This window comes from Jannaschia sp. R86511 (assembly GCF_042466345.1).
GTDB lineage: Bacteria > Actinomycetota > Actinomycetes > Actinomycetales > JBBAYJ01 > Aquipuribacter.
This window is the reverse complement of sequence record NZ_JAXHCD010000001.1, coordinates 128,279-146,380: the sequence shown is the minus strand read 5'-3', so window position 1 is coordinate 146,380 and position 18,102 is coordinate 128,279. Positions and strand designations below refer to the sequence as shown.

General features: G+C 75.2%; 20 protein-coding genes. 13 read left to right on the top strand and 7 right to left on the bottom strand.

What is annotated here, in order from left to right; translation table 11 throughout:
- Positions 1-122: 122 nt before the first annotated feature.
- Positions 123-1,163, bottom strand: a complete 1,041-nt coding sequence (locus tag SJY06_RS00745) for a zinc-binding dehydrogenase (RefSeq protein WP_380163628.1) — start codon at positions 1,161-1,163, stop codon at positions 123-125.
- Positions 1,164-1,225: 62 nt separating this feature from the next.
- Here SJY06_RS00745 and purD point away from each other — a divergent pair, with 62 nt between their 5' ends.
- Positions 1,226-2,491: a phosphoribosylamine--glycine ligase gene (gene purD, locus SJY06_RS00740; protein ID WP_380163626.1), complete on the top strand. Its 1,266-nt coding sequence runs from the start codon at positions 1,226-1,228 to the stop codon at positions 2,489-2,491.
- Between the two features lie 22 nt (positions 2,492-2,513).
- On the opposite strand, the gene SJY06_RS00735 is transcribed toward purD, so the two are convergent.
- Entirely contained in the window at positions 2,514-4,073 is a 1,560-nt protein-coding gene (locus tag SJY06_RS00735) for a S10 family peptidase (RefSeq protein WP_380163624.1), read from the bottom strand.
- 38 nt (positions 4,074-4,111) lie between these two features.
- On the opposite strand from SJY06_RS00735, the gene SJY06_RS00730 reads away from it, so the two are divergent.
- Positions 4,112-5,017, top strand: a complete 906-nt coding sequence (locus tag SJY06_RS00730) for a phosphoribosylaminoimidazolesuccinocarboxamide synthase (RefSeq protein ID WP_380163622.1) — start codon at positions 4,112-4,114, stop codon at positions 5,015-5,017.
- Between the two features lie 63 nt (positions 5,018-5,080).
- On the opposite strand, the gene SJY06_RS00725 is transcribed toward SJY06_RS00730, so the two are convergent.
- The gene (locus SJY06_RS00725; protein WP_380163620.1) at positions 5,081-5,734 is read right to left on the bottom strand and encodes an MBL fold metallo-hydrolase; all 654 of its coding nucleotides are present in this window, start codon (positions 5,732-5,734) and stop codon (positions 5,081-5,083) included.
- A gap of 137 nt (positions 5,735-5,871) precedes the next feature.
- Between SJY06_RS00725 and SJY06_RS00720 the strand changes: the two genes are divergently transcribed.
- The 5 genes from SJY06_RS00720 to SJY06_RS00700 all read left to right on the top strand — a co-directional run bounded on the left by SJY06_RS00720 (position 5,872) and on the right by SJY06_RS00700 (position 9,512).
- Positions 5,872-6,522, top strand: a complete 651-nt coding sequence (locus SJY06_RS00720) for a hypothetical protein (protein ID WP_380163618.1) — start codon at positions 5,872-5,874, stop codon at positions 6,520-6,522.
- Positions 6,523-6,586: 64 nt separating this feature from the next.
- Positions 6,587-6,934 carry a PadR family transcriptional regulator gene (locus SJY06_RS00715; protein ID WP_380163616.1) on the top strand — a complete coding sequence of 116 codons (348 nt, stop codon included), beginning with the start codon at positions 6,587-6,589 and terminating at the stop codon, positions 6,932-6,934.
- Positions 6,931-8,145 carry a hypothetical protein gene (locus SJY06_RS00710; RefSeq protein ID WP_380163614.1) on the top strand — a complete coding sequence of 405 codons (1,215 nt, stop codon included), beginning with the start codon at positions 6,931-6,933 and terminating at the stop codon, positions 8,143-8,145. The genes SJY06_RS00715 and SJY06_RS00710 overlap by 4 nt, the downstream gene beginning before the upstream one ends.
- 9 nt (positions 8,146-8,154) lie before the next feature.
- Positions 8,155-8,424: a phosphoribosylformylglycinamidine synthase subunit PurS gene (gene purS, locus SJY06_RS00705; RefSeq protein WP_380163612.1), complete on the top strand. Its 270-nt coding sequence runs from the start codon at positions 8,155-8,157 to the stop codon at positions 8,422-8,424.
- Positions 8,421-9,512 carry an SIS domain-containing protein gene (locus SJY06_RS00700; RefSeq protein WP_380163610.1) on the top strand — a complete coding sequence of 364 codons (1,092 nt, stop codon included), beginning with the start codon at positions 8,421-8,423 and terminating at the stop codon, positions 9,510-9,512. Before purS ends, SJY06_RS00700 begins: the two co-directional genes overlap by 4 nt.
- Before the next feature lie 39 nt (positions 9,513-9,551).
- Here SJY06_RS00700 and fliW read toward each other — a convergent pair whose 3' ends face one another.
- The 4 genes from fliW to flgN are packed head-to-tail and all read right to left on the bottom strand — an operon-like array spanning position 9,552 to position 12,740.
- Positions 9,552-9,965, bottom strand: coding sequence for a flagellar assembly protein FliW (gene fliW / locus SJY06_RS00695; RefSeq protein ID WP_380163608.1), 414 nt, complete (start codon positions 9,963-9,965; stop codon positions 9,552-9,554).
- 17 nt (positions 9,966-9,982) lie between these two features.
- Positions 9,983-10,837 (bottom strand): flagellin, encoded by an 855-nt coding sequence (locus SJY06_RS00690; protein WP_380163606.1) that lies wholly within the window; start codon positions 10,835-10,837, stop codon positions 9,983-9,985.
- Positions 10,838-10,860: 23 nt separating this feature from the next.
- Complete coding sequence (gene flgK, locus SJY06_RS00685) at positions 10,861-12,255, bottom strand: flagellar hook-associated protein FlgK (RefSeq protein WP_380163604.1); 1,395 nt, start codon at positions 12,253-12,255, stop codon at positions 10,861-10,863.
- Positions 12,255-12,740 carry a flagellar export chaperone FlgN gene (gene flgN, locus SJY06_RS00680; RefSeq protein WP_380163602.1) on the bottom strand — a complete coding sequence of 162 codons (486 nt, stop codon included), beginning with the start codon at positions 12,738-12,740 and terminating at the stop codon, positions 12,255-12,257. Before flgN ends, flgK begins: the two co-directional genes overlap by 1 nt.
- A 208-nt stretch (positions 12,741-12,948) precedes the next feature.
- On the opposite strand from flgN, the gene SJY06_RS00675 reads away from it, so the two are divergent.
- From SJY06_RS00675 to SJY06_RS00650, 6 genes are all read left to right on the top strand, one after another.
- Positions 12,949-13,914, top strand: a complete 966-nt coding sequence (locus SJY06_RS00675; protein ID WP_380163600.1) for a sigma-70 family RNA polymerase sigma factor — start codon at positions 12,949-12,951, stop codon at positions 13,912-13,914.
- 108 nt (positions 13,915-14,022) lie between these two features.
- The gene (locus SJY06_RS00670; protein WP_380163598.1) at positions 14,023-15,180 is read left to right on the top strand and encodes a flagellin; all 1,158 of its coding nucleotides are present in this window, start codon (positions 14,023-14,025) and stop codon (positions 15,178-15,180) included.
- A gap of 127 nt (positions 15,181-15,307) precedes the next feature.
- The gene (gene fliD / locus SJY06_RS00665) at positions 15,308-16,657 is read left to right on the top strand and encodes a flagellar filament capping protein FliD (protein WP_380163596.1); all 1,350 of its coding nucleotides are present in this window, start codon (positions 15,308-15,310) and stop codon (positions 16,655-16,657) included.
- On the top strand, positions 16,654-17,136 hold the full coding sequence (gene fliS / locus SJY06_RS00660) for a flagellar export chaperone FliS (RefSeq protein ID WP_380163594.1): 483 nt from the start codon (positions 16,654-16,656) through the stop codon (positions 17,134-17,136). The genes fliD and fliS overlap by 4 nt, the downstream gene beginning before the upstream one ends.
- Positions 17,137-17,212: 76 nt before the next feature.
- A complete protein-coding gene (locus SJY06_RS00655) occupies positions 17,213-17,554 on the top strand; it encodes a hypothetical protein (RefSeq protein WP_380163592.1) in 342 nt (113 codons plus the stop codon).
- A gap of 190 nt (positions 17,555-17,744) precedes the next feature.
- On the top strand, positions 17,745-18,098 hold the full coding sequence (locus SJY06_RS00650) for a flagellar basal body rod protein FlgB (RefSeq protein WP_380163590.1): 354 nt from the start codon (positions 17,745-17,747) through the stop codon (positions 18,096-18,098).
- Positions 18,099-18,102: the final 4 nt, after the last annotated feature.

Sequence of the window (18,102 nt, the reverse complement as noted above, 5' to 3'; positions counted from 1 at the left end):
GCCCCCGCCCGCCCCTGACCGACGCAACGGCACCTTGCGTCGGATAGGGCGACGGTGTGTGCCGTTGCGTCGGAACGATCTCGACGCCGTGTGCCGTTGCGTCGGGAACCCAGGCGGGCCGGCTACGGCCGCAGGAGCACCTTGACCGACTCGCGGGCGTCCATCCGGCGGTAGGCCTCGGCGGCCTCGGCCAGCGGCAGCTCCGCGTCGAGCACGGCGCCGGGGTGGATCGACCCGGCCAGCACCAGCGGCAGCAGGGTGGGCAGGTACGCGCGCACCGGTGCGATGCCGCCGGCCAGGCCGATGTTCTGCCGGAACATCCGGCTCAGCGGCGGACGGCCGCCGTGCGGCACGCCGACGAAGCCCACGGTCGAGCCGGGCCGGGCGACGGCGAAGGCCGTCCGCATCGACTGCTCGGTGCCGACGCACTCCAGCACCGCGTCCGCGCCCACCCCGTCGGTGAGCTCGAGCACGGCCTGCTCACCGGCCTCGCCCCGCTCGGCGACCACGTCCGTGGCCCCGAACCGGCGGGCCAGGGCCTGCCGGTCGGCGTGCCGGCTCATGGCGACCACCCGGGCGGCGCCCTGCTGCACGGCCGCGAGCACACCGCACAGGCCCACCGCGCCGTCACCGACCACGACCACCGTCGAACCCTCGCGCACCCCGGCCGCCCGGGCCGCGTGCCAGCCGGTGCCCATCACGTCGCTGCAGGCCAGCAGGTCCCGCAGCAGGTCGTCCGGCGGCGGGGCGGCGGCGGAGAAGCCGTCGACGCGCACCAGCGTGCCGCCGGCCTGCGGCACCCGGACCAGCTCGGCCTGGCAGCCGGTCTCGCCGCCGAACACCCCGCCGACCAGGCACGACGTGTGGACGCCGGCGAGGCAGTGCACGCAGCGCCCGCACGAGAAGGTGAACGGGGCGACGACCACGTCCCCGACGCGCACGTCGGTCACGGCCGCGCCGACGGCCTCGACCACCCCGACGTGCTCGTGGCCGATCCCGTGCGGCTCGTCCACCGGGTTCTCGCCCCGGTAGGGCCACAGGTCGGAGCCGCAAACGCAGGTCGCCAGGACCCGCACGACCGCGTCGGTCGGCTCCTGGACGACGGGGTCGGGCCGGGTCTCGGAGCGGATGTCACCGAGGGCGTGGATCACGGTTGCGCGCACCCGCGGACCGTACGGCAGTCCACCGCCGCGGGGCGCGCCGGACAGCGATAGCCTCCCTGCCCGTGCGCGTAGTCGTCGTGGGGTCCGGTGCCAGGGAGCACGCCATCGTCCGGTCGCTGCTGGCCGAGGACGGGGTGAGCGCGGTGGTGGCCGCCCCGGGCAACCCGGGCATGGCCGCCGCGGGGGCCGACTGCCGCTACGTCGGCATGCAGGACCCGGCCGGCATCGCCGAGCTCGCCGTCGCGGCGCTCGCCGACCTGGTCGTGGTGGGCCCCGAGGTCCCGCTGGTCGCCGGGGCGGCGGACGCGGTGCGCGCGGCGGGCATCCCCTGCTTCGGGCCGTCCGCCGCCGCGGCCCGGCTGGAGGGCAGCAAGGCCTTCGCCAAGGAGGTCATGGCCGCCGCCGGGGTACCCACCGCCCGCCCGTTCGTGTGCGACGACCTGGACGCCGTCGTCGCGGCCGTCGACGAGCTGGGCGCGCCGTACGTGGTCAAGGACGACGGCCTGGCCGCGGGCAAGGGCGTCGTGGTGACCGACGACCGCGAGGCGGCCCTGGCCCACGCCGCGTCCTGCCTGGACGTGCCGTTGGGCCGGGTGGTCGTGGAGGAGTACCTGGACGGGCCCGAGGTCTCGGTCTTCTGCCTGTGCGACGGCGACGACGTCGTCGCCCTGGCCCCGGCGCAGGACTTCAAGCGGCTGCGCGACGGCGGGCAGGGCCCCAACACCGGCGGCATGGGCGCCTACGCCCCGCTCACCTGGCTGCCCGAGGGCTTCGTGGACGACGTGCTGGACCAGGTCGCCCGACCGGTCCTGCGCGAGATGGCCGGGCGGGGCACGCCGTTCACCGGTGTGCTGTACGTCGGTCTGGCGCTGACCGGCGAGGGCCTGCGCGTCGTCGAGTTCAACGTCCGCCTCGGCGACCCCGAGGCGCAGGTGGTCCTGGCCCGGCTCGGCACGCCGCTGGGGGCCCTGCTCCTGGCCGCCGCGCAGGGGCGCCTGGCCGAGCACGTCCAGGCCACGGGCGGGCTGCAGGAGACCGGCGGCGCCGCCGTGGCCGTGGTCGTGGCCGCGCCCGGCTACCCGGCCTCGCCCCGCACCGGCGACGCGGTGCTGGGCCTGACCGAGGCGGACGCCGTGGCCGGGGCGCACGTGCTGCACGCCGGCACCGCGGAGCGGGACGGGCACCTGGTCACCGCGGGCGGCCGGGTCCTGACCGTCGTGGGCACGGGCCCCGACGTGGCCGCCGCGCGCTCCACGGCCTACGAGGCCGTGGAGCACGTGCACGTCCCGGGCGGTCAGCTCCGCCTGGACATCGCCGCCGAGGGCTGAGGCCCTCGGCGGCACGACGGCGTCAGGGGCGGCAGGCCCGGACGAACCGCGCCAGGTCGGCGGACTGGGCCAGCCGGGACTCCTCGTGCAGGTACATCATGTGCCCGCTGGGGTAGTAGACGGTCTCCACCCGCTCCCGCGCCGCGGCGGGCACGCGCAGCTGGGCGATGGTGTCCTCGGCGGCGGCGAACGGGGTGGCCCCGTCGTACAGCCCGCACGCCACGTGCACCCGCAGGAACTCGTTGCGCCGCAGCAGGGCGCCCAGGTCCTCGGCCACGCTGACCGAGCGGCCCTCGAACTCCTTGTAGCTCCACGGGTGCACCAGCTCGCTGAGCACCTTGTACGGCAGGTCGTTGCGGTAGCCGAGCTCGGTGCTGACGTAGTGCAGGAACGCCGCCGTGTACGGCCCGCCGGTCGCGGTGATGAACGGGTCGACGGCCATCCGCTCCCGGCCGTAGTCGTCCTCGTATCCGACGAAGCGGCCGTCGAGGCGGCCGATCACCTGACGGCGGTGCCGCAGCAGCTCGGAGTAGAAGCGCATGTGCTCCACCCGCAGGTCGACCCGGTCCAGGTAGTCCTCGCTCAGCCCGGTCAGCTCGGCGGCCCGGGCCACCACCCGGGCGCGCTGGTCGGCGTCCAGCCGGGCGCCGGCGGCCAGGGCGGAGGCGTAGTCGCCGCGGGCGAACTCCTGCGCCGCCGCGACGTGGTCCTCGACGGTCACGCCCTCGCCCGCGACGCCGTGGAAGTGGGCCAGCGCGGCGTAGGTGGGCAGGAACCCGACGTAGGGGCGGTCGTCGCCGGGGTGGAACCGGATGGTGCCCATGTCCAGCACCATCGAGATCAGCGCGATCCCGTTGACGGGCATGTGGTGGCGCTGCTGCAGGTGCGACGCGACCGCGACCGCCCGCAGCGTGCCGTAGGACTCCCCGGCCAGCAGCTTGGGCGACAGCCACCGGTCGTTGCGGGTGGTCCACAGCCGGATCAGCTCCGCCACCGACTCCACGTCGCCGGTGAAGCCGTGGAACTCGTCGGCCTTGCGACCGGACCGCACCCGGGACCAGCCGGTCGACACCGGGTCGATGAACACCAGGTCGGTCTCGGCCAGCAGCGTCTGCTGGTTGTCGGCCAGCCCGCCCGGCGGCGGGGCGAGCGACCCGGCGTCGCCCATGACGACGCGGCGCGGGCCGAGCACGCCCAGGTGCAGCCAGACGCTGGAGGCCCCGGGCCCGCCGTTGAACACGAACGTCACGGGCCGGGACGTGTCCGGGTCGCCGTCGGTGCCGAGCACCTCGTAGCTGGTGACGGCCATCTCGGCGACGGCGGTGTGGCCCTCGAAGCCGTCCTTGCCGGTGACCTCGCGGCGCACGACCAGCCGACCGGTCCGGGCCCGGTAGCGCAGCTCGCGCGCGGCCGTGGCCGGGTCGGTGGGGTCCACCACCGTCAGCGTGTGCTCGGTGGTCACCAGGTCGTCCGTCGGCTCGTCCTTCGTGGCCTCGGCGTCGGCCGCGTCGTCGCGCCCGGGGCGCTCCGCGGTGGTCCCGCCCGGTCGGGTCGTCTCGGTGGTCTCGTCCTCGTCGCTCACGCGCCAACCCTAGGAGCGGGGGCCCTACGATCTCGCGGGTGCCCCCCTCGACCGCGCCCCGGCCGCCCGACCTGCCCGGCTGGACCCACCGGTTCTCCGGCAAGGTGCGCGACGTCTACGCGCCCACCACACCGCACCCCGACGGGGACGTGCTCCTGCTGGTGGCCAGCGACCGGGTCAGCGCCTACGACCACGTGCTGCCCACCCCGGTGCCCGGCAAGGGGGCGGTGCTGACGGCGCTGAGCCGCTGGTGGTTCGACCAGCTCGGCGACCTGGTGCCCAACCACCTCGTCGACGCCGCGGCGCCGGCCGAGGTGGCCGACCGGGCCGTGGTGGTGCGGGCCCTGGACATGGTCGGGGTCGAGTGCGTGGCCCGCGGCTACCTGTCCGGGTCGGGCACGGTGGAGTACGACCACGACGGCACGGTGTGCGGCGTCGCGCTGCCGCCGGGCCTGGTGGAGGGCTCGCGGCTGCCCGCCCCCGTGTTCACGCCCGCGACCAAGGCCGCCGTCGGCGACCACGACGAGAACGTCACGTTCGAGGCCGTCGTGGCCGAGGTCGGCCGCGAGACCGCGGAGGAGCTGCGGCGGGTCACGCTCGCGGTCTACGAACGGGCGGCCGCGGTGACCGAGCGGGCCGGGATCCTGCTGGCCGACACCAAGCTCGAGCTGGGGCGGGTCCCCGACGGCGACGGCTCGCTCGTGCTGGGCGACGAGGTGCTGACCCCCGACTCCTCCCGGTTCTGGCCGGCCGACGGCTGGCGGCCGGGCCAGGCCCAGCCCAGCCTGGACAAGCAGGTGGTGCGGGACTGGCTGACCTCGCCCGCGTCCGGATGGGACCGGGCCTCCGACGCCCCGCCGCCGCCCCTGCCCGCCGACGTCGTCGAGCGCACCGCGGCCGGCTACCGCGAGGTCTACCGGCGGCTCACCGGCGCCGACCTGTAGGCGCGCGGGCCGACGCGGCGCCAGGACCGACGCGGCGGCGGTGACCCGACGGCGTCCGCCCGCTCAGGCGTGCAGCACGCCGTCGCGGGCGGGGTCGTGGACCGCGGCGCCGCCCAGGTTGCGCACGTGGGCCAGGTACACCTCGCGCCGCTCGGGCTGCAGCAGCGCGTCGTGCACCGGCAGGACGACCCGCGGGCCCACCGCCCGGACGAACTCCACCGTCTCGGCCACCTTGGCCCACGGGGCGTTGAGGGGCAGGGCCAGGACGTCGACGCCGTCCGGGGTGGTCTCGTAGGAGTCGCCGGGGTGGAACAGCGTGACCCCGCCGGCGCGCAGCAGCAGGCCGACGTTGCCGATCCGAGGCACGTCGGGGTGGATCACGGCGTGCCGGCCGCCCACCACCTGCACCGTCACCCCGCCCAGCCGGTGCTCGGCGCCCACGACCAGCTCCGTGACCGACCCGCCGGCCTCGCGCACCACCTGCGCGGCCCCGGCCTCGGCCAGCACCCCGCCGGGGCCGACCACCCGCTCCAGCAGCGGCACCAGGTCCGGGTCGAGGTGGTCCGGGTGGGCGTGCGTGACGAGCACGGCGCCCGGGCCGGTCGAGGTGCCCAGCTGCTCGACCAGGCCGGGGGAGAAGACACCCGGGTCCAGCAGGATCGTGTCCCCGTCGTGGTGGACCCGCAGGCAGGCGTGGCCGAGGTGCTCGATGTCCATGCCCCGTCCTACCGCAGCGCCGCTCGTCGATCCAGACCGCGGTGCGCTGGTGCCCGCCCCGGCCTCGCCCCTACCGTCGACGGACGGGGCGGTGACGTCCCGCTGCACCCTGCCCTGCCGCGACCCGAGGAGCCGCCGTGCCCGACAGCCGACCCAGCGCCGACCTGCTGCTCAGTACCCGCCTGGGGCTCCACGCCGTGGCCGAGGGGGTGCTGGCCGGCCCCCAGCACCGGGCCGCCGGCACCATCCGGCTGTCCGTGGAGCCGGGGTCGGTGCAGACCGTGGCCGAGCCCCGGCTGCGGCTGGGGGCGACCTCCGTCTCCGGACCGGCCGGGGAGGCGTCGCTGCTCGGCGCGACCAGCGTGATGGCGCTGGGTGCCGCCGTGGGGGTGCAGGCCGGACCACCCGTCGGGCTCTACACGGACACCTCCGGGGTGGAGCTGGACCAGCCGCTGTCCATCGACGCCGACACGGCCACCGCGCTGATGGACTTCTTCGCCGTCGGGGCCGCGGGCCTGCTGACCTTCGCGCCGGAGGAGCGGGCCGTGCTGTGGCCCGAGCACTTCGACCTGGCCGTGACCGTGGACGAGGTCAACTACGGCGTCTCGCCCGGGGACGGGTTCTCGACCCAGCCCTACGCCTACGTGGGCCCGTTCCGGCCGGTCGCCGACCCGTTCTTCGACGCCCCGTTCGGGGCGGTCCGCACCTGGGACCAGGTGCCCGACGCGGGCGGGATCGCCGAGTTCTTCGCCGAGGGTCGCGACCGGGTGCGCGCCGCCGCAGGCTGAGCCCGGCTGCCCGCTCGACGGACAGGTCGTCGACGGATGCATCGCGCCGCGATACATTGCCTAGGTGCCGACCCCGCTGGGCGACGTCCCGTACCTGGTGCTGGCCGCCCTGTCGGGCGGTCGGCGGCACGGCTACGACGTCGTGCGGGTCGTCGGTGCGCTCACCGACGGGGCGGTGACGCTGGGGGCGGGGACGCTCTACGGCGCGCTGGACCGCCTGGGCCAGGCCGGCCTGGTGGCGCCCGACGGCGAGGAGCGCGTGGCCGGCCGGCTGCGGCGCTACTACCGGCTGACCGACGCCGGGACGACGGTCCTCGACGAGGAGACCGCCCGCCGGGAGCAGGTGGTGCTGGCCGTGCGCGGCCGGCTGCGCGCGACGGGGCAGCAGGAGGAGGCGTGGGGGAGCGCATGAGCGGACCGACGACGGACGGGGCCGCCGGCCCGGACGAGCAGGCCTACGCGGCCGACGCGCGGCGGTGGCTGCGCGCCTACCCGCCGCGCTGGCGGCGCGCCCGCGAGGACGAGGTGCTGGGGCTGCTGCTGGACACCCGGCCCGCCGGGGCGCGGCGGGTGCGGGCGAGGACCGGGCTGGACCTGGCGCGCGGCGCGCTGGCCTACCGCTGGCGCACCCGGCCGCGGTTCGTCGCCTGGCTGCTGTGGCGCTGGAACGACACTCTGCCCGGCCGGGCGCACCGCGAGTGGCTGCTGGACGACCTGAACGGCCGGTTCTGGGGCTTCCGGCAGGCGGTGCTCGGCTTCCCCGGGCTCGTCGCCCTCGCCTTCCTGCTGACGGCGACCTGGACCGGGGGGCGGTGGTTGTCCTGGTGGTTGCTGCTGCCCGTGGTCGTGGTGGCCTACATGAGCCTCGCCTGGCCCATGCGCTGGCGGCGGCGGACGGTGCTGCGCCAGCTGGCCGACGTCGACCGGCAGCAGCAGGTCGCCACCAGCTTCGACGGGTCGGTGCCCTGGCAGCCCCGGGTCCGCTGGGCGTGGACCGACCGGCTGCTGTGGGCGGCGCTGGCCCCGCTGGTGACGGCCCCGCCCCTGCTCGCCGTGACGGCCTGGTGGTGGTGGGCAGGCGCGCCCGGAACCCCCGACCTCGACCTCGCCCCCTTCGGTTCGACCGGGCTCGTCCCCCTGGTCCTGCTCCTGACGAGCACCGTCGTCCCCCTGGTGGCCATGCCGGCCCGGGTGGGGCGGCGCCTGGCCGACCGGCCCGCGCAGCCCTGGCGCCGCCTGGTCCCCGTGCCGCTGCTGCTGGTGGTGCCGGTCGCGGTCGCGGCGGCGGTGCTGCCGCTGCTGGCGGCCGCGCTGCCCCTGGGTCAGGCGTTCGCCGCCCTGACCGGCTGGGGACCCCCGGGTACCTGGGGGGGCGACACCAGCTGGGCGGCCCTGGTCCCGTTGCTGGTGGTGTGGGGGGTGTCCGTCGCGGCGCTGCTCACCCACCGTCAGGTGGTCCGGGCCCGCCGGACCGGCCCGCCCCCGGCCCTGGTCGACGTCTGGAGCGCCCGCGGCGGGGACGACGTGCTGCCGGACACGCCCGTCGTGCTGTTCGGCCACGAGTTCGTCGCCTACCCGCCCGCCCCCGGCGGCCCCGGCCCGGCGTCCGCCGGCCACCACTAGGCTCGGCCCATGCCGCGCCTCGTCGTCGATGTCATGCCCAAGCCGGAGATCCTGGACCCGCAGGGCGCCGCCATCACCCACGCGCTGGGCCGGCTGGGCTACACCGGTCTGACCGAGGTGCGGCAGGGCAAGCGGTTCGAGGTGACGGTCGAGGTCGCCGACGAGGCGACCGTGGCCCGGGTCCGGGAGGCCGCGGAGTCGATGCTCAGCAACCCCGTGATCGAGGACGTGGTCTCGATCCGCGTGGTCGAGGACGCGGAGGAAGGCGCCCGGCCGTGAGCCGGGGCGGGGGGACGACGGCCGAGGCGACCGCCCCGACCCACATGGCGCGCGAGATCGCCGAGCAGCCGCAGGCGCTGGCGGCCACGTTCGAGGCCTTGCTGCCGCTGCGCGAGGACCTGCGCCGGCTGTTCGAGGGTCGCCGCCACGTGATGCTCGTGGCCCGCGGCTCCAGCGACAACGCCGCCGTCTACGGCCGTTACCTGCTGGGTGCGCACGCCGGCGTGCGCGGGTCCATGGCGGCGCCGAGCCTGGCCACCCACTACGGCCCGGACGGCAACGGGGTCGAGCTGGACCTGGACGACACCCTGGTGGTCAGCGTGTCGCAGTCCGGCGCCACCGAGGAGATCGTCGCCACCCAGCAGTGGGCGGCCCGGCGCGGGGCCGCGACGGTCGCCGTGGCCAACGTGCCCGGCTCGCCGCTGCTGCGCACGGCCGACCTGGCGCTGCAGACCCAGGCCGGGCCCGAGCTCGCCGTGCCCGCGACCAAGTCCTACCTGACGCAGCTGGCGGCCATGGTCGTCCTCGGCACGGCCCTGGCGCCCGAGGTCACCTCGCTCGACGCGGACATCGCCCGGGTGCCGGACGTCGTGGCCCGGCTGGTGGAGCAGCAGCAGGGCGTCGACGAGGCGGCCGCCGCGCTCAGCGCGTCGCGCCACCCGCTGGTCAGCGGCCGCGGCCTGCTCATGGGCACGGCCCTGGAGGTCGCGCTCAAGCTGGAGGAGACCTGCCTGCGTCCGGTCCGCGGCCTGTCCTACGCCGACCTGCGCCACGGCCCCATCGCCGTGGTCGACGACGACGTGCTGGCCGTCCTGGTGTCGGCGGCCGACGGACCGCTCACCGGCGCCATGACCGAGCTCGCGCGCGAGCTGCGCGACCGCGGCGCCCGCACCGTGGGCGTCGGCGGGGACGCCGGGTTCGCGGCGGCGGTCGACGTGGCCGTGGCCGGCCCGGACCTGCCCGAGGTGCTCACGCCGCTGGGCACCGTGGTGCCGCTGCAGCTGGCCATCGAGCGGGCCGCGCTCGTGCTGGGCCTGGACCCCGACGCGCCGCGCGGCCTGCGCAAGGTCACCCGCACCGACACCTGAGCCCGGCGGCGCGCGTCCGGCGACGGTCGGGCGTGGCCCTCAGGCGGCGAGCGGGGCCCGCACGGGCAGCTCGCTGCCGGTCAGCAGCACCTGCACCGCCCGGTCGTCGACCTGGTTGAGGACCAGCGGGGCCAGCAGGTTGGCCGTGGAGCCGGCCGCGGTCTCGCCGGGGGTCAGCACGACGAACAGCAGCGCGTCGGCGGCACCGGTCAGGCCCAGCAGGTCCACGTCCTCGTCGCTCAGCACCGGCGCGTAGTCCGGGAAGAACGCCCACGGGGCGGCCAGCAGCAGCGACACCTCGCCGTCCAGGGACTCCAGCGAGAACAGCACGCCGGAGGCCTCCAGGCCACGCAGCCGGTACTCGCTGCGCCCGGGCAGGCCCGGCAGCGGGTGCACCAGGTGGACCAGGCGCGCGTCCTCGGCCGGGGTGTCGGTGGGGACGCTGTCGCTCATCGTCCCAGCCAAGCACGTCATCGCAGGAAGTCCAGCAGCGTGGGCTGGAGCACCCGGGCGGTGGCCCCGAGCGCCGCCTGGTAGGCGGTGGACTGCAGCTGCAGCTCCAGGATGGTCTTGGGCAGGTCGACGTCCTCGATCTGCGACTGCGAGGAGCGCAGCGTGATGGCCGCGTCCTCCGCCTTGAGCTTGAGGTTCTCGATCCGGTTGGTGCGGGCGCCGACGTCCGAGGCGGCGCCCAGCAGCCGGTCGAGCGAGTCGTCGAGCTCGGCCAGGCGGCCGTCGACGGGCTGACCGGTGGCCAGGTCCGCGATGACGGCGTCGATGCGGGCGATGACGCTGTCGGGGCCGTCACCGAAGGCCGCGCGACCGTCGACGTCCACCCGGACGACCGACTCGGCCCCGATGCGACGCTCCACCGTGCCGGTCGGGCTGCCGACGTAGGCGCCGGTGGCGTCGAAGGCGACCGGGCCGTCGGTGGTGCCACCGAACACGGGCCGACCCAGGTACTGGGTGTTGGCCAGCTCGACCATGCTCTCGCGGACCCCCCGCAGCTCGGCGGCGATGGCGTCCCGGCCCGGCTGGCCCAGGGCGGCGTTGCCCCCCCGCACCGTCAGGTCGCGGGCCTGGCGCAGCGCGGCCGAGGACAGCTGGATCGCGTTGTCGGCGGTGTCCAGCCACGAGACGCCGTTCTCCGCGTTGCGGATGTACTGCGCCGTCGCGACCCGTTCGGCCTTCAGCTGCATGATGTCGTTGGCCCCGATGGGGTTGTCCGACGGGCGGCTGATCTGCTTGCCGCTGGACAGCTGCTCCTGCAGCGTGGACGAGCGGCCCAGCGACGCCTGCAGGTTCGCGTACGTCGTGTCGGCCATCGAGCGTTGCGTGATCCGGAACATCAGCGACCCACCAGTCCTGTGCGGTTGATCAGGGTGTCGAGCGCCTGGTCCACGGCGGTCAGCATGCGCGCCGACCCCTCGTAGGCGCGCTGGAACATGACCATGTTCGTGAGCTCCTCGTCGATGTCGACGCCGGAGACGGCCTCGCGGGCGGCCATGACGTCGCCCACCACCACCGACTGCGCGGTCGAGCGGCGCGTCGCCGCCTGCGCCTGGGCGCCGACGTCGGCCACGAACCGCCGCCAGCCGGCGTCGGGGGAGCCCGCCTGCTGGCCGATCGCCCCGAGGCGGTCGGCGATGGTGGCGTCCAGGACACCGCCACCGGGCACGGCCGCCGCGACGTGGTCGGTGTCGGTCAGGGCGACCGTCAGGCCCGCTGCGGTGGTGCCGGTGAAGAAGTCGCGACCGGTCACCCCGTCGAGGCCGGCGCCCGTCACGTGGACGGCGTTGACCTGCGTGGCGACGTCGACGGCGGCCGCGTCCAGGGAGTCCATCACCCCGGGCCAGGTCGAGTTGAGCCCGACCAGGACGGCACCGATCCGACCGCCGGGCACGTCGACCCCGCTGCCGCCGATGCCGGTCACGCCCACGGCCCCGCCGGCCCGCACGGCCGCCAGATCGCCGGCTCCGCCGGCCCCGACGGACAGCTCGGTGGCCCGGCCGCCCCGGACGACGGCCGTGCCGCCCACGAAGACGTCGACGGTGTTGAGCTCGCCGGCGCGGACCTGGCCCCCGGTCAGCTCGCTGAGCCGGATGACGAGGGCGTCGCGCTGGTCGAGCAGCTCGTTGGGGGCCTGGCCGCCGGCGGTGGCCTCCCGGATGGCGGTGTTCAGGTCGGCGACGGCCGCGGACGTGGTGTTGACCTCGTCCAGGGCGAGCTTCAGCGCGCTGTGCTGGTCGTTCCACGCCCGCTCGACGCCGGCGGCGCTGGCGCCGAGGGAGTCGGTGACCCCGCGGGCGGCCTGCAGCACCTGGGTGCGGGCGGCCTCGCTGCCGGGGTTGTTGCCCAGGTCCTGGAACGACGCCCACATGGTCGACAGCCGCGACGTGAGCCCCGTGTCGCCGGGCTCGCCCAGCGACACCTCGAGCCGGGCCCACGCGGTGCGGTCCACGTCCATGAACTGGGCGGTGGAGCGCTCCGTGCGGACCCGCGCGGCGACCAGCTCGTCGGTCACGCGCTGCAGGTCGGTGACCCGGACCCCGGTGCCGGGGCCGTCCCAGCGCGAGAACAGCGCCGTACCGGTCGAGGAGGGGTTGGTCGGGTCCATGGCCACCCGCTGGCGGGAGTAGCCCGGCGTGTTGGCGTTGGCCACGTTCGCGCCGGTGGTGTCCAGGCCGTAGCGCTGGGCCACCAGCCCGGACAGGGCGGTGTGCAGTCCTGCGAAGCTCGACATCAGAGTGCCTCGTCCACGAGTCGGCCCGCGCTCTGGCGGGGGAGGGTGCGGGATGCGGCCGGGCCGTACGTCTGGGCCGGCTCCTCGACGGCGGCCAGGGCCTCGCTGAGCCCGACCATGCCCTCGTGCAGCAGCCGGCGGTTGGCCTGGGCCAGCTCGGTGATCTCCGCGGTCAGGGTGAGGAACGCGTCGCGGTGCGACAGGAGCATGGCCGCGTACGGCTCCGGGGCGGTGCGGGCGATCGCGATGAGCGACGGTCCGGGGGCCAGCCCCAGCTCCATCGCGACGACGTCGGTCTCCAGGGTGCGCACGCGCTCGGAGTCCCGGATCTGGTCCAGGACCGCCTCGACCTCACGGGTGGCGTGGGCCAGCCAGCGCGCCCGGCCGGAGGCCAGCACGAGCTGTTCCTCCTCCAGCTTGAACAGCAGGAGCTCGAGGAGCTCTCGTTCGCGCCACAGGATGCGGCAGAAGTCCGCGAGTGCCACCTGTACACCTCCTCCGGTGCCTCCGACGAGCGCACCTCGACCGACGACGGCCTCACCGTCGTTCCCGGTGCTGTTCGGCGGTGGGCCCCGCGACCTGAGGGGACTCCGTCGATCGAAGGAGGCGCGCGGGCCTGCTCACCCGTTCGGCGCACCAGGTACCCCCGTTCGGCCCCTCAAGGCCCACCCGGGCCCCGACGACGAACTGCGGGTGCCGAGCCATCCCTTCGCCGCCCTGGTCCCGCCGGGCGCCCGCGACACCACGCCGAGCCACAGCCCGACGGACGTCGACGTCGACGCCCTCGTCGTCGCCAACCTGCCCCTGGTCGGTCACTGCGTCGGCGAGGTGATGTCGCGCGTCCCCTCGCACGTGGACCGTGACGACCTGGCCGGGGCCGGCGTGGAGGGTCTGCTGCAGGCCGCGCGCTCGTGGCGGCCCGAGACCGGTGTCCCGTTCACCGCCCACGCCCGCACCCGCGTGCGGGGGGCCATCGTCGACGAGCTGCGTGCCGTCGACTGGGCCAGCCGCGGGGCCCGGTCCCGGGCCCGCCAGACGGCCGAGACCACCGAGACGCTGACGGCCGCCCTGGGCCGCACCCCCAGCGTCGACGAGCTCGCCGACGCCCTGGGCGTCGACCCCGGCCAGGTGCACCGGGTGCGGGCCGAGACCCACCGCTCGTACCTGACCAGCCTGGAGGAGGTGGCCGCCGCCCCGGACTCCGCCCGCAGCGTGCAGGACTCGCTGCGCGACCCGGGCCTGTCCCCGGAGGACCACGTCGTGCTGGCCGAGCACCTGGGCCGCCTGCGCCGGGCGGTCGACCTGCTGCCGGACCGCGTCCGGGAGGCCGTCCGCGGGCACTACCTGGACGAGGAGCCGATGGCCGCCATCGCCGTGCGCCTGGGCGTCACCGAGTCCCGGGTCTCGCAGCTGCGCGCCGAGGGCGTCGCCCTGCTGCGCGCCGCGCTGGAGGCCGTCGAGGCGCAGGACGCGGGGGCACCCGCCCCGGCCGGTGCGTCGGCCGTCACCATGCCCGTCCAGGGGGGTCGCGTGGTCAACCGCCGCGAGGCCGCCTATGCCGCGGCCGTCGCCGCCGCCTCCGACTCCCGGGCCAGCATCGCCGCCGGCTCCGCCGTGCTCACGGGCCTCGTCGCGCCCCGTGCTGCTGCGACCGGGTGAGACCGCTCCTGAGGAGGACCTGACGCTCAGGTCCTGACCCGCACCGCCGATCCACATCCTGGCCACGGAAGGCCGAGTCCACACCAACATCACGGAGGAACACAGATCATGGGTCTTCAGATCAACAACAACATCGCGGCGTTCAACTCCTACCGCAACCTGTCCGTCACCCAGGGCAACATGGAGAAGTCGCTGGAGAAGCTGTCCAGCGGCTTCCGCATCAACCGCGCGGCGGACGACGCGGCCGGCCTGGCCATCTCCGAGGGCCTGCGCTCGCAGGTCGGTGGCCTGAAGGTCGCCGTCCGCAACGCCCAGGACGGCATCTCCGTCGTCCAGACCGCTGAGGGTGCGCTCACCGAGACGCACGCCATCCTGCAGCGCATGCGCGACCTGTCGGTCCAGGGTGCCAACTCCGGCGGCCTGTCCTCCGACGCCAAGGGCAACATCCAGTCCGAGCTCTCGCAGCTGAAGGACGAGCTGTCCCGCATCGCCGACACCACCCAGTTCAACGGCGCCAAGCTGCTCGACGGCAACTACGACGGCAAGTTCCAGGTCGGCGCCAACGTCGGCGAGAGCATCAGCGTCAAGGTCGGCACCTCCATGGGCGCCACCGGGCTCGGCGTGGCCGGCGTCGACGTGACCGCCGCGGGCGTGGGCTCGGACGTCACCGAGACCACCGCGTCCGACGTGACGGCCGCCACCGCCGGTGTCTACACCGTCGGCAGCACCAACGACCTGACCGCCTCCGAGGGCTTCGACGGCCTCAGCGGCAGCATCTCCATCGGTGGCAAGACGGTCGACCTGTCCTCGGTCAAGCACGCCTCCGGGGACGACGAGACCGCCAAGCTGGCCAACCTGCAGTCCGCTGTGGACGCCAAGTTCGGCACCGGTGCGGTCACCCTGGCCGGCACCGCCACCGGTCTGACGGTCACCCAGGCCGCCGCCCCGACCGACTCGACCGAGGTCATGACGGTCAAGCAGGCCACGGGTGCCGAGGGCGCCATCACGGCGATCGACGAGGCCATCAAGACGGTCTCCACCACCCGTGCGGAGCTCGGTGCGGTCCAGAACCGCTTCGACCACACCATCAAGAACCTCAACGTCGCCGTCGAGAACCTGTCGGCGTCCGAGAGCCGCATCCGCGACACCGACATGGCGCTGGAGATGGTCAACTTCACCAAGTCCCAGATCCTGTCGCAGGCCGGTACCGCCATGCTCGCGCAGGCCAACCAGGCCCCCCAGGGCGTCCTGTCCCTGCTGCGCTGATCCCGGTAACCCCCGGTAGCAGCACGAGCACCTGAACCACCGACCGCCGGGGACCGCACCCAGGTCCCCGGCGGTCGGGCTCCAACCCCGCCCGCCCCACCCGAACCAGCAGAGAGGACCGCCAGCGATGGGCACCTTCGGCATCGACGGCCTCGCCAGCGGCCTCGACACGACCACCCTGATCAACCAGCTGATGCAGGTCGAGGCGATCCCGCAGCAGCAGCTCAAGACCACCCTGCGCAACCAGACCAGCAGCGTCACCGCGTTCCAGGTCGTCGCCAGCCGGCTCAAGTCGGCCGAGACCGCCATCGCGGCCCTGACCAAGGACGCCACCTGGGACGCCAAGACGTCCACCGTGACCGGGACCTCGCTCACCGCGACGTCCGGCACGTCGGCCCTGGCCGGCAAGGCGACGATCGACGTCCTCTCGCTGGCCACCGCCGCGCGGACCCGGTCGACCGAGAGCCACCGCCTGGACGCCACCGTCACCGACGGCGGCCCGCTGACGATCCTCAACGCCAAGGGCGTCGAGGTCACCGTCACGCCCCGGTCGGGCTCGCTCGCCGACGTCATCGCCGCCATCAACGACACCCCCGACACCGGTCTGACCGCCGTCGCGGTGCGGACCGGCGCGGACACCTACACCCTGCAGCTGCAGGCCAAGGAGACCGGCGCGGGCACCCCCGCGGCCGTCACCTCCGGCCTGACGATCGCCATGGACCCCACGGTCGCCGGCGTCGACGCGGTCTACGAGGTCGACGGCATCCGCGGCACCTCGGCCAGCAACACCGTGGCCGACATCCTGCCCGGGGTCACCGTGAACCTGACCGGGACCGGCCCCAGCACGGTGACCGTCGCCTCGGACCAGGCCAAGACCACGGCCGCGGTCAAGGCCGTCGTCGACGCCGTCAACGCGGCCCTGGACGAGATCGCCACCCAGACCAAGAACGACCCCGCCGCCACCACGCGCGCGCCGCTGTCCGCCGACACCATGGTGCGCTCGATCGGCAACGACCTGCTGCGCGCCGCCTCCGACGCCCTCGGCGGGCGCTCCGCGGCCGAGGTCGGCATCCAGACCACCCGCACCGGGCGGCTCGTCTTCGACGAGGCCGCGTTCGCCGACGCCTACGCCCGGGACCCGCAGGCCACCCGGGCGTTCATCGCGCCCGCCGCCACGACCGTCGACGGGGTGAGCACCCCCCGGGACGGGCTGGCCACCCGGCTCACGGCCGTCCTCGAGCGGGCCACGAACGCCGAGAGCGGCACCATCACCAGCGCCGTGCAGGGTCGCGAGCAGCGCAGCAAGGACCTGCAGACGGCCATCGACTCCTGGGACCGCCGCCTCGAGGTCCGCCGGACCATCCTGCAGCGCCAGTTCACCGGTCTGGAGGTCGCGCTGGGCAAGCTGCAGTCGCAGTCCAGCTGGCTGTCCGGCCAGCTGGCCGGCCTGCAGGCCAACCTGGGCAACGGCTCGTGAGCGCCGCCGCCTTCGGGTTCGCCGGCGCGCGGACCACCGCCGCCCGGCTCGGCCGCTTCACCGACGACTCGCTGAGCACCGCCAGCCCGTCGCAGCTGCTGGTCAAGCTGTTCGACCGCCTGCTGCTGGACATGGAGCGGGGCGAGGCCGAGCAGCGCGCGGGCCGCCACGCCGCGGCGTCGGAGCAGCTCGTGCACGCCCAGGCCATCGTGTCGGAGCTGATGAGCAGCCTCGACGTCGACGCCTGGTCCGGCGGACCCGGCCTGCTGTCGGTGTACTCGTTCCTGCTCAGCGAGCTGGTCAGCGCCAACGTGGGTCACGACCCCGAGCGGACCGCCGCCTGCCGGCGCGTCGCCGAGCCGCTGGCGGACGCCTGGCGCCAGGCCGCGAGCAGCACCCAGGTCCCGGCCGTCGCCACCCGGCGGGACCCGTTCAGCGACGCCGCGGTGCCGCCGCAGCGCACCTCCGTGGTCGGCTGACCCGCTCGTGATCCGCGGACCCGGCGCGGCCGCCCCGACCGGACACCCGGGGTACCCCAGCGAGCAGACCCGGCGCGTGCCCGCCCCCCGCAGCAGCGGTGACGACTTCGACCGGGCGTGGCAGCGGGCCCTGGACGACCTGGAGCTCGACGTCGAGCGGGCCGAGGCCGTGCTGCGCGACAGCCACCTCGAGCCCGGTGAGACCGCCCCGACGGTGACCTGGACCCCACCCCGCCTGACGCACCCGCTGCCCGACAGCATGCGCGAGCGCGCCGAGCGCATCCTCGAACGGCAGCTGGCCCTGGCCGGCCGGCTGGCGACGGCCATGACCAGCTCACGACGCCACCTGGACGTCGTCGAGCGGATCGTGCCCTCCGACCCGCACTCGCGCCCGATGTACGTCGACCAGGCCCTCTGAGCGTTCTCTCAGCGGGGCCGCCGGCAGGCGCGCCCGGCCGGGCCCACGGTCACCCGAACGGCCGATCCACTCCAGGGCCCCCGGGGACGACACCCAGTACGAGCACGGATCGCTCACTCCGCAGGCCGACGGACCGGCCGCCCCCCTGACCGCCCCGCATCCCCGGGGTAGGCATGAGGAGACCGCCGAAGTGACCACGACCGCGTCCGTGACCGGTGCCGCCCTGTTCAGCGCCGTCACCGGCCTGAGCGCGCGCAGCCGCGCCATCGCCGACAACATCGCCAACATCCAGACCCCGGGCTTCCAGTCCCGTCGGGTGGCCTTCGAGGACGCGGTCGCCAAGGCCGCCGGATCGGGCCGGCGCGAGCTCACGGCGCACACCCAGGCGCTGTCGCTGGAGCCGACCCGGATGGACGGCAACAACGTCAACCTGGACACCGAGACCCTGCAGTCGATCGACACGGGCATGCGGTACCAGCTCGCGCTGCGCGCCATCGACGACCGGTTCGGCGTCGTCCGGGCCGCGATCCGGACGATGGGCTGAGCCG

Bases quoted from the DNA above. Each gene is read 5' to 3' on its own strand.
- SJY06_RS00690 (WP_380163606.1), bottom strand. From the start codon at position 10,837: ATGGCCGACACGACGTACGCGAACCTGCAGGCGTCGCTGGGCCGCTCG.
- SJY06_RS00670 (WP_380163598.1), top strand. From the start codon at position 14,023: ATGGGTCTTCAGATCAACAACAACATCGCGGCGTTCAACTCCTACCGC.
- fliD (WP_380163596.1), top strand. From the start codon at position 15,308: ATGGGCACCTTCGGCATCGACGGCCTCGCCAGCGGCCTCGACACGACC.
- purS (WP_380163612.1), top strand. From the start codon at position 8,155: ATGCCGCGCCTCGTCGTCGATGTCATGCCCAAGCCGGAGATCCTGGAC.
- SJY06_RS00725 (WP_380163620.1), bottom strand. From the start codon at position 5,734: ATGGACATCGAGCACCTCGGCCACGCCTGCCTGCGGGTCCACCACGAC.
- SJY06_RS00710 (WP_380163614.1), top strand. From the start codon at position 6,931: ATGAGCGGACCGACGACGGACGGGGCCGCCGGCCCGGACGAGCAGGCC.
- flgK (WP_380163604.1), bottom strand. From the start codon at position 12,255: ATGTCGAGCTTCGCAGGACTGCACACCGCCCTGTCCGGGCTGGTGGCC.
- fliW (WP_380163608.1), bottom strand. From the start codon at position 9,965: ATGAGCGACAGCGTCCCCACCGACACCCCGGCCGAGGACGCGCGCCTG.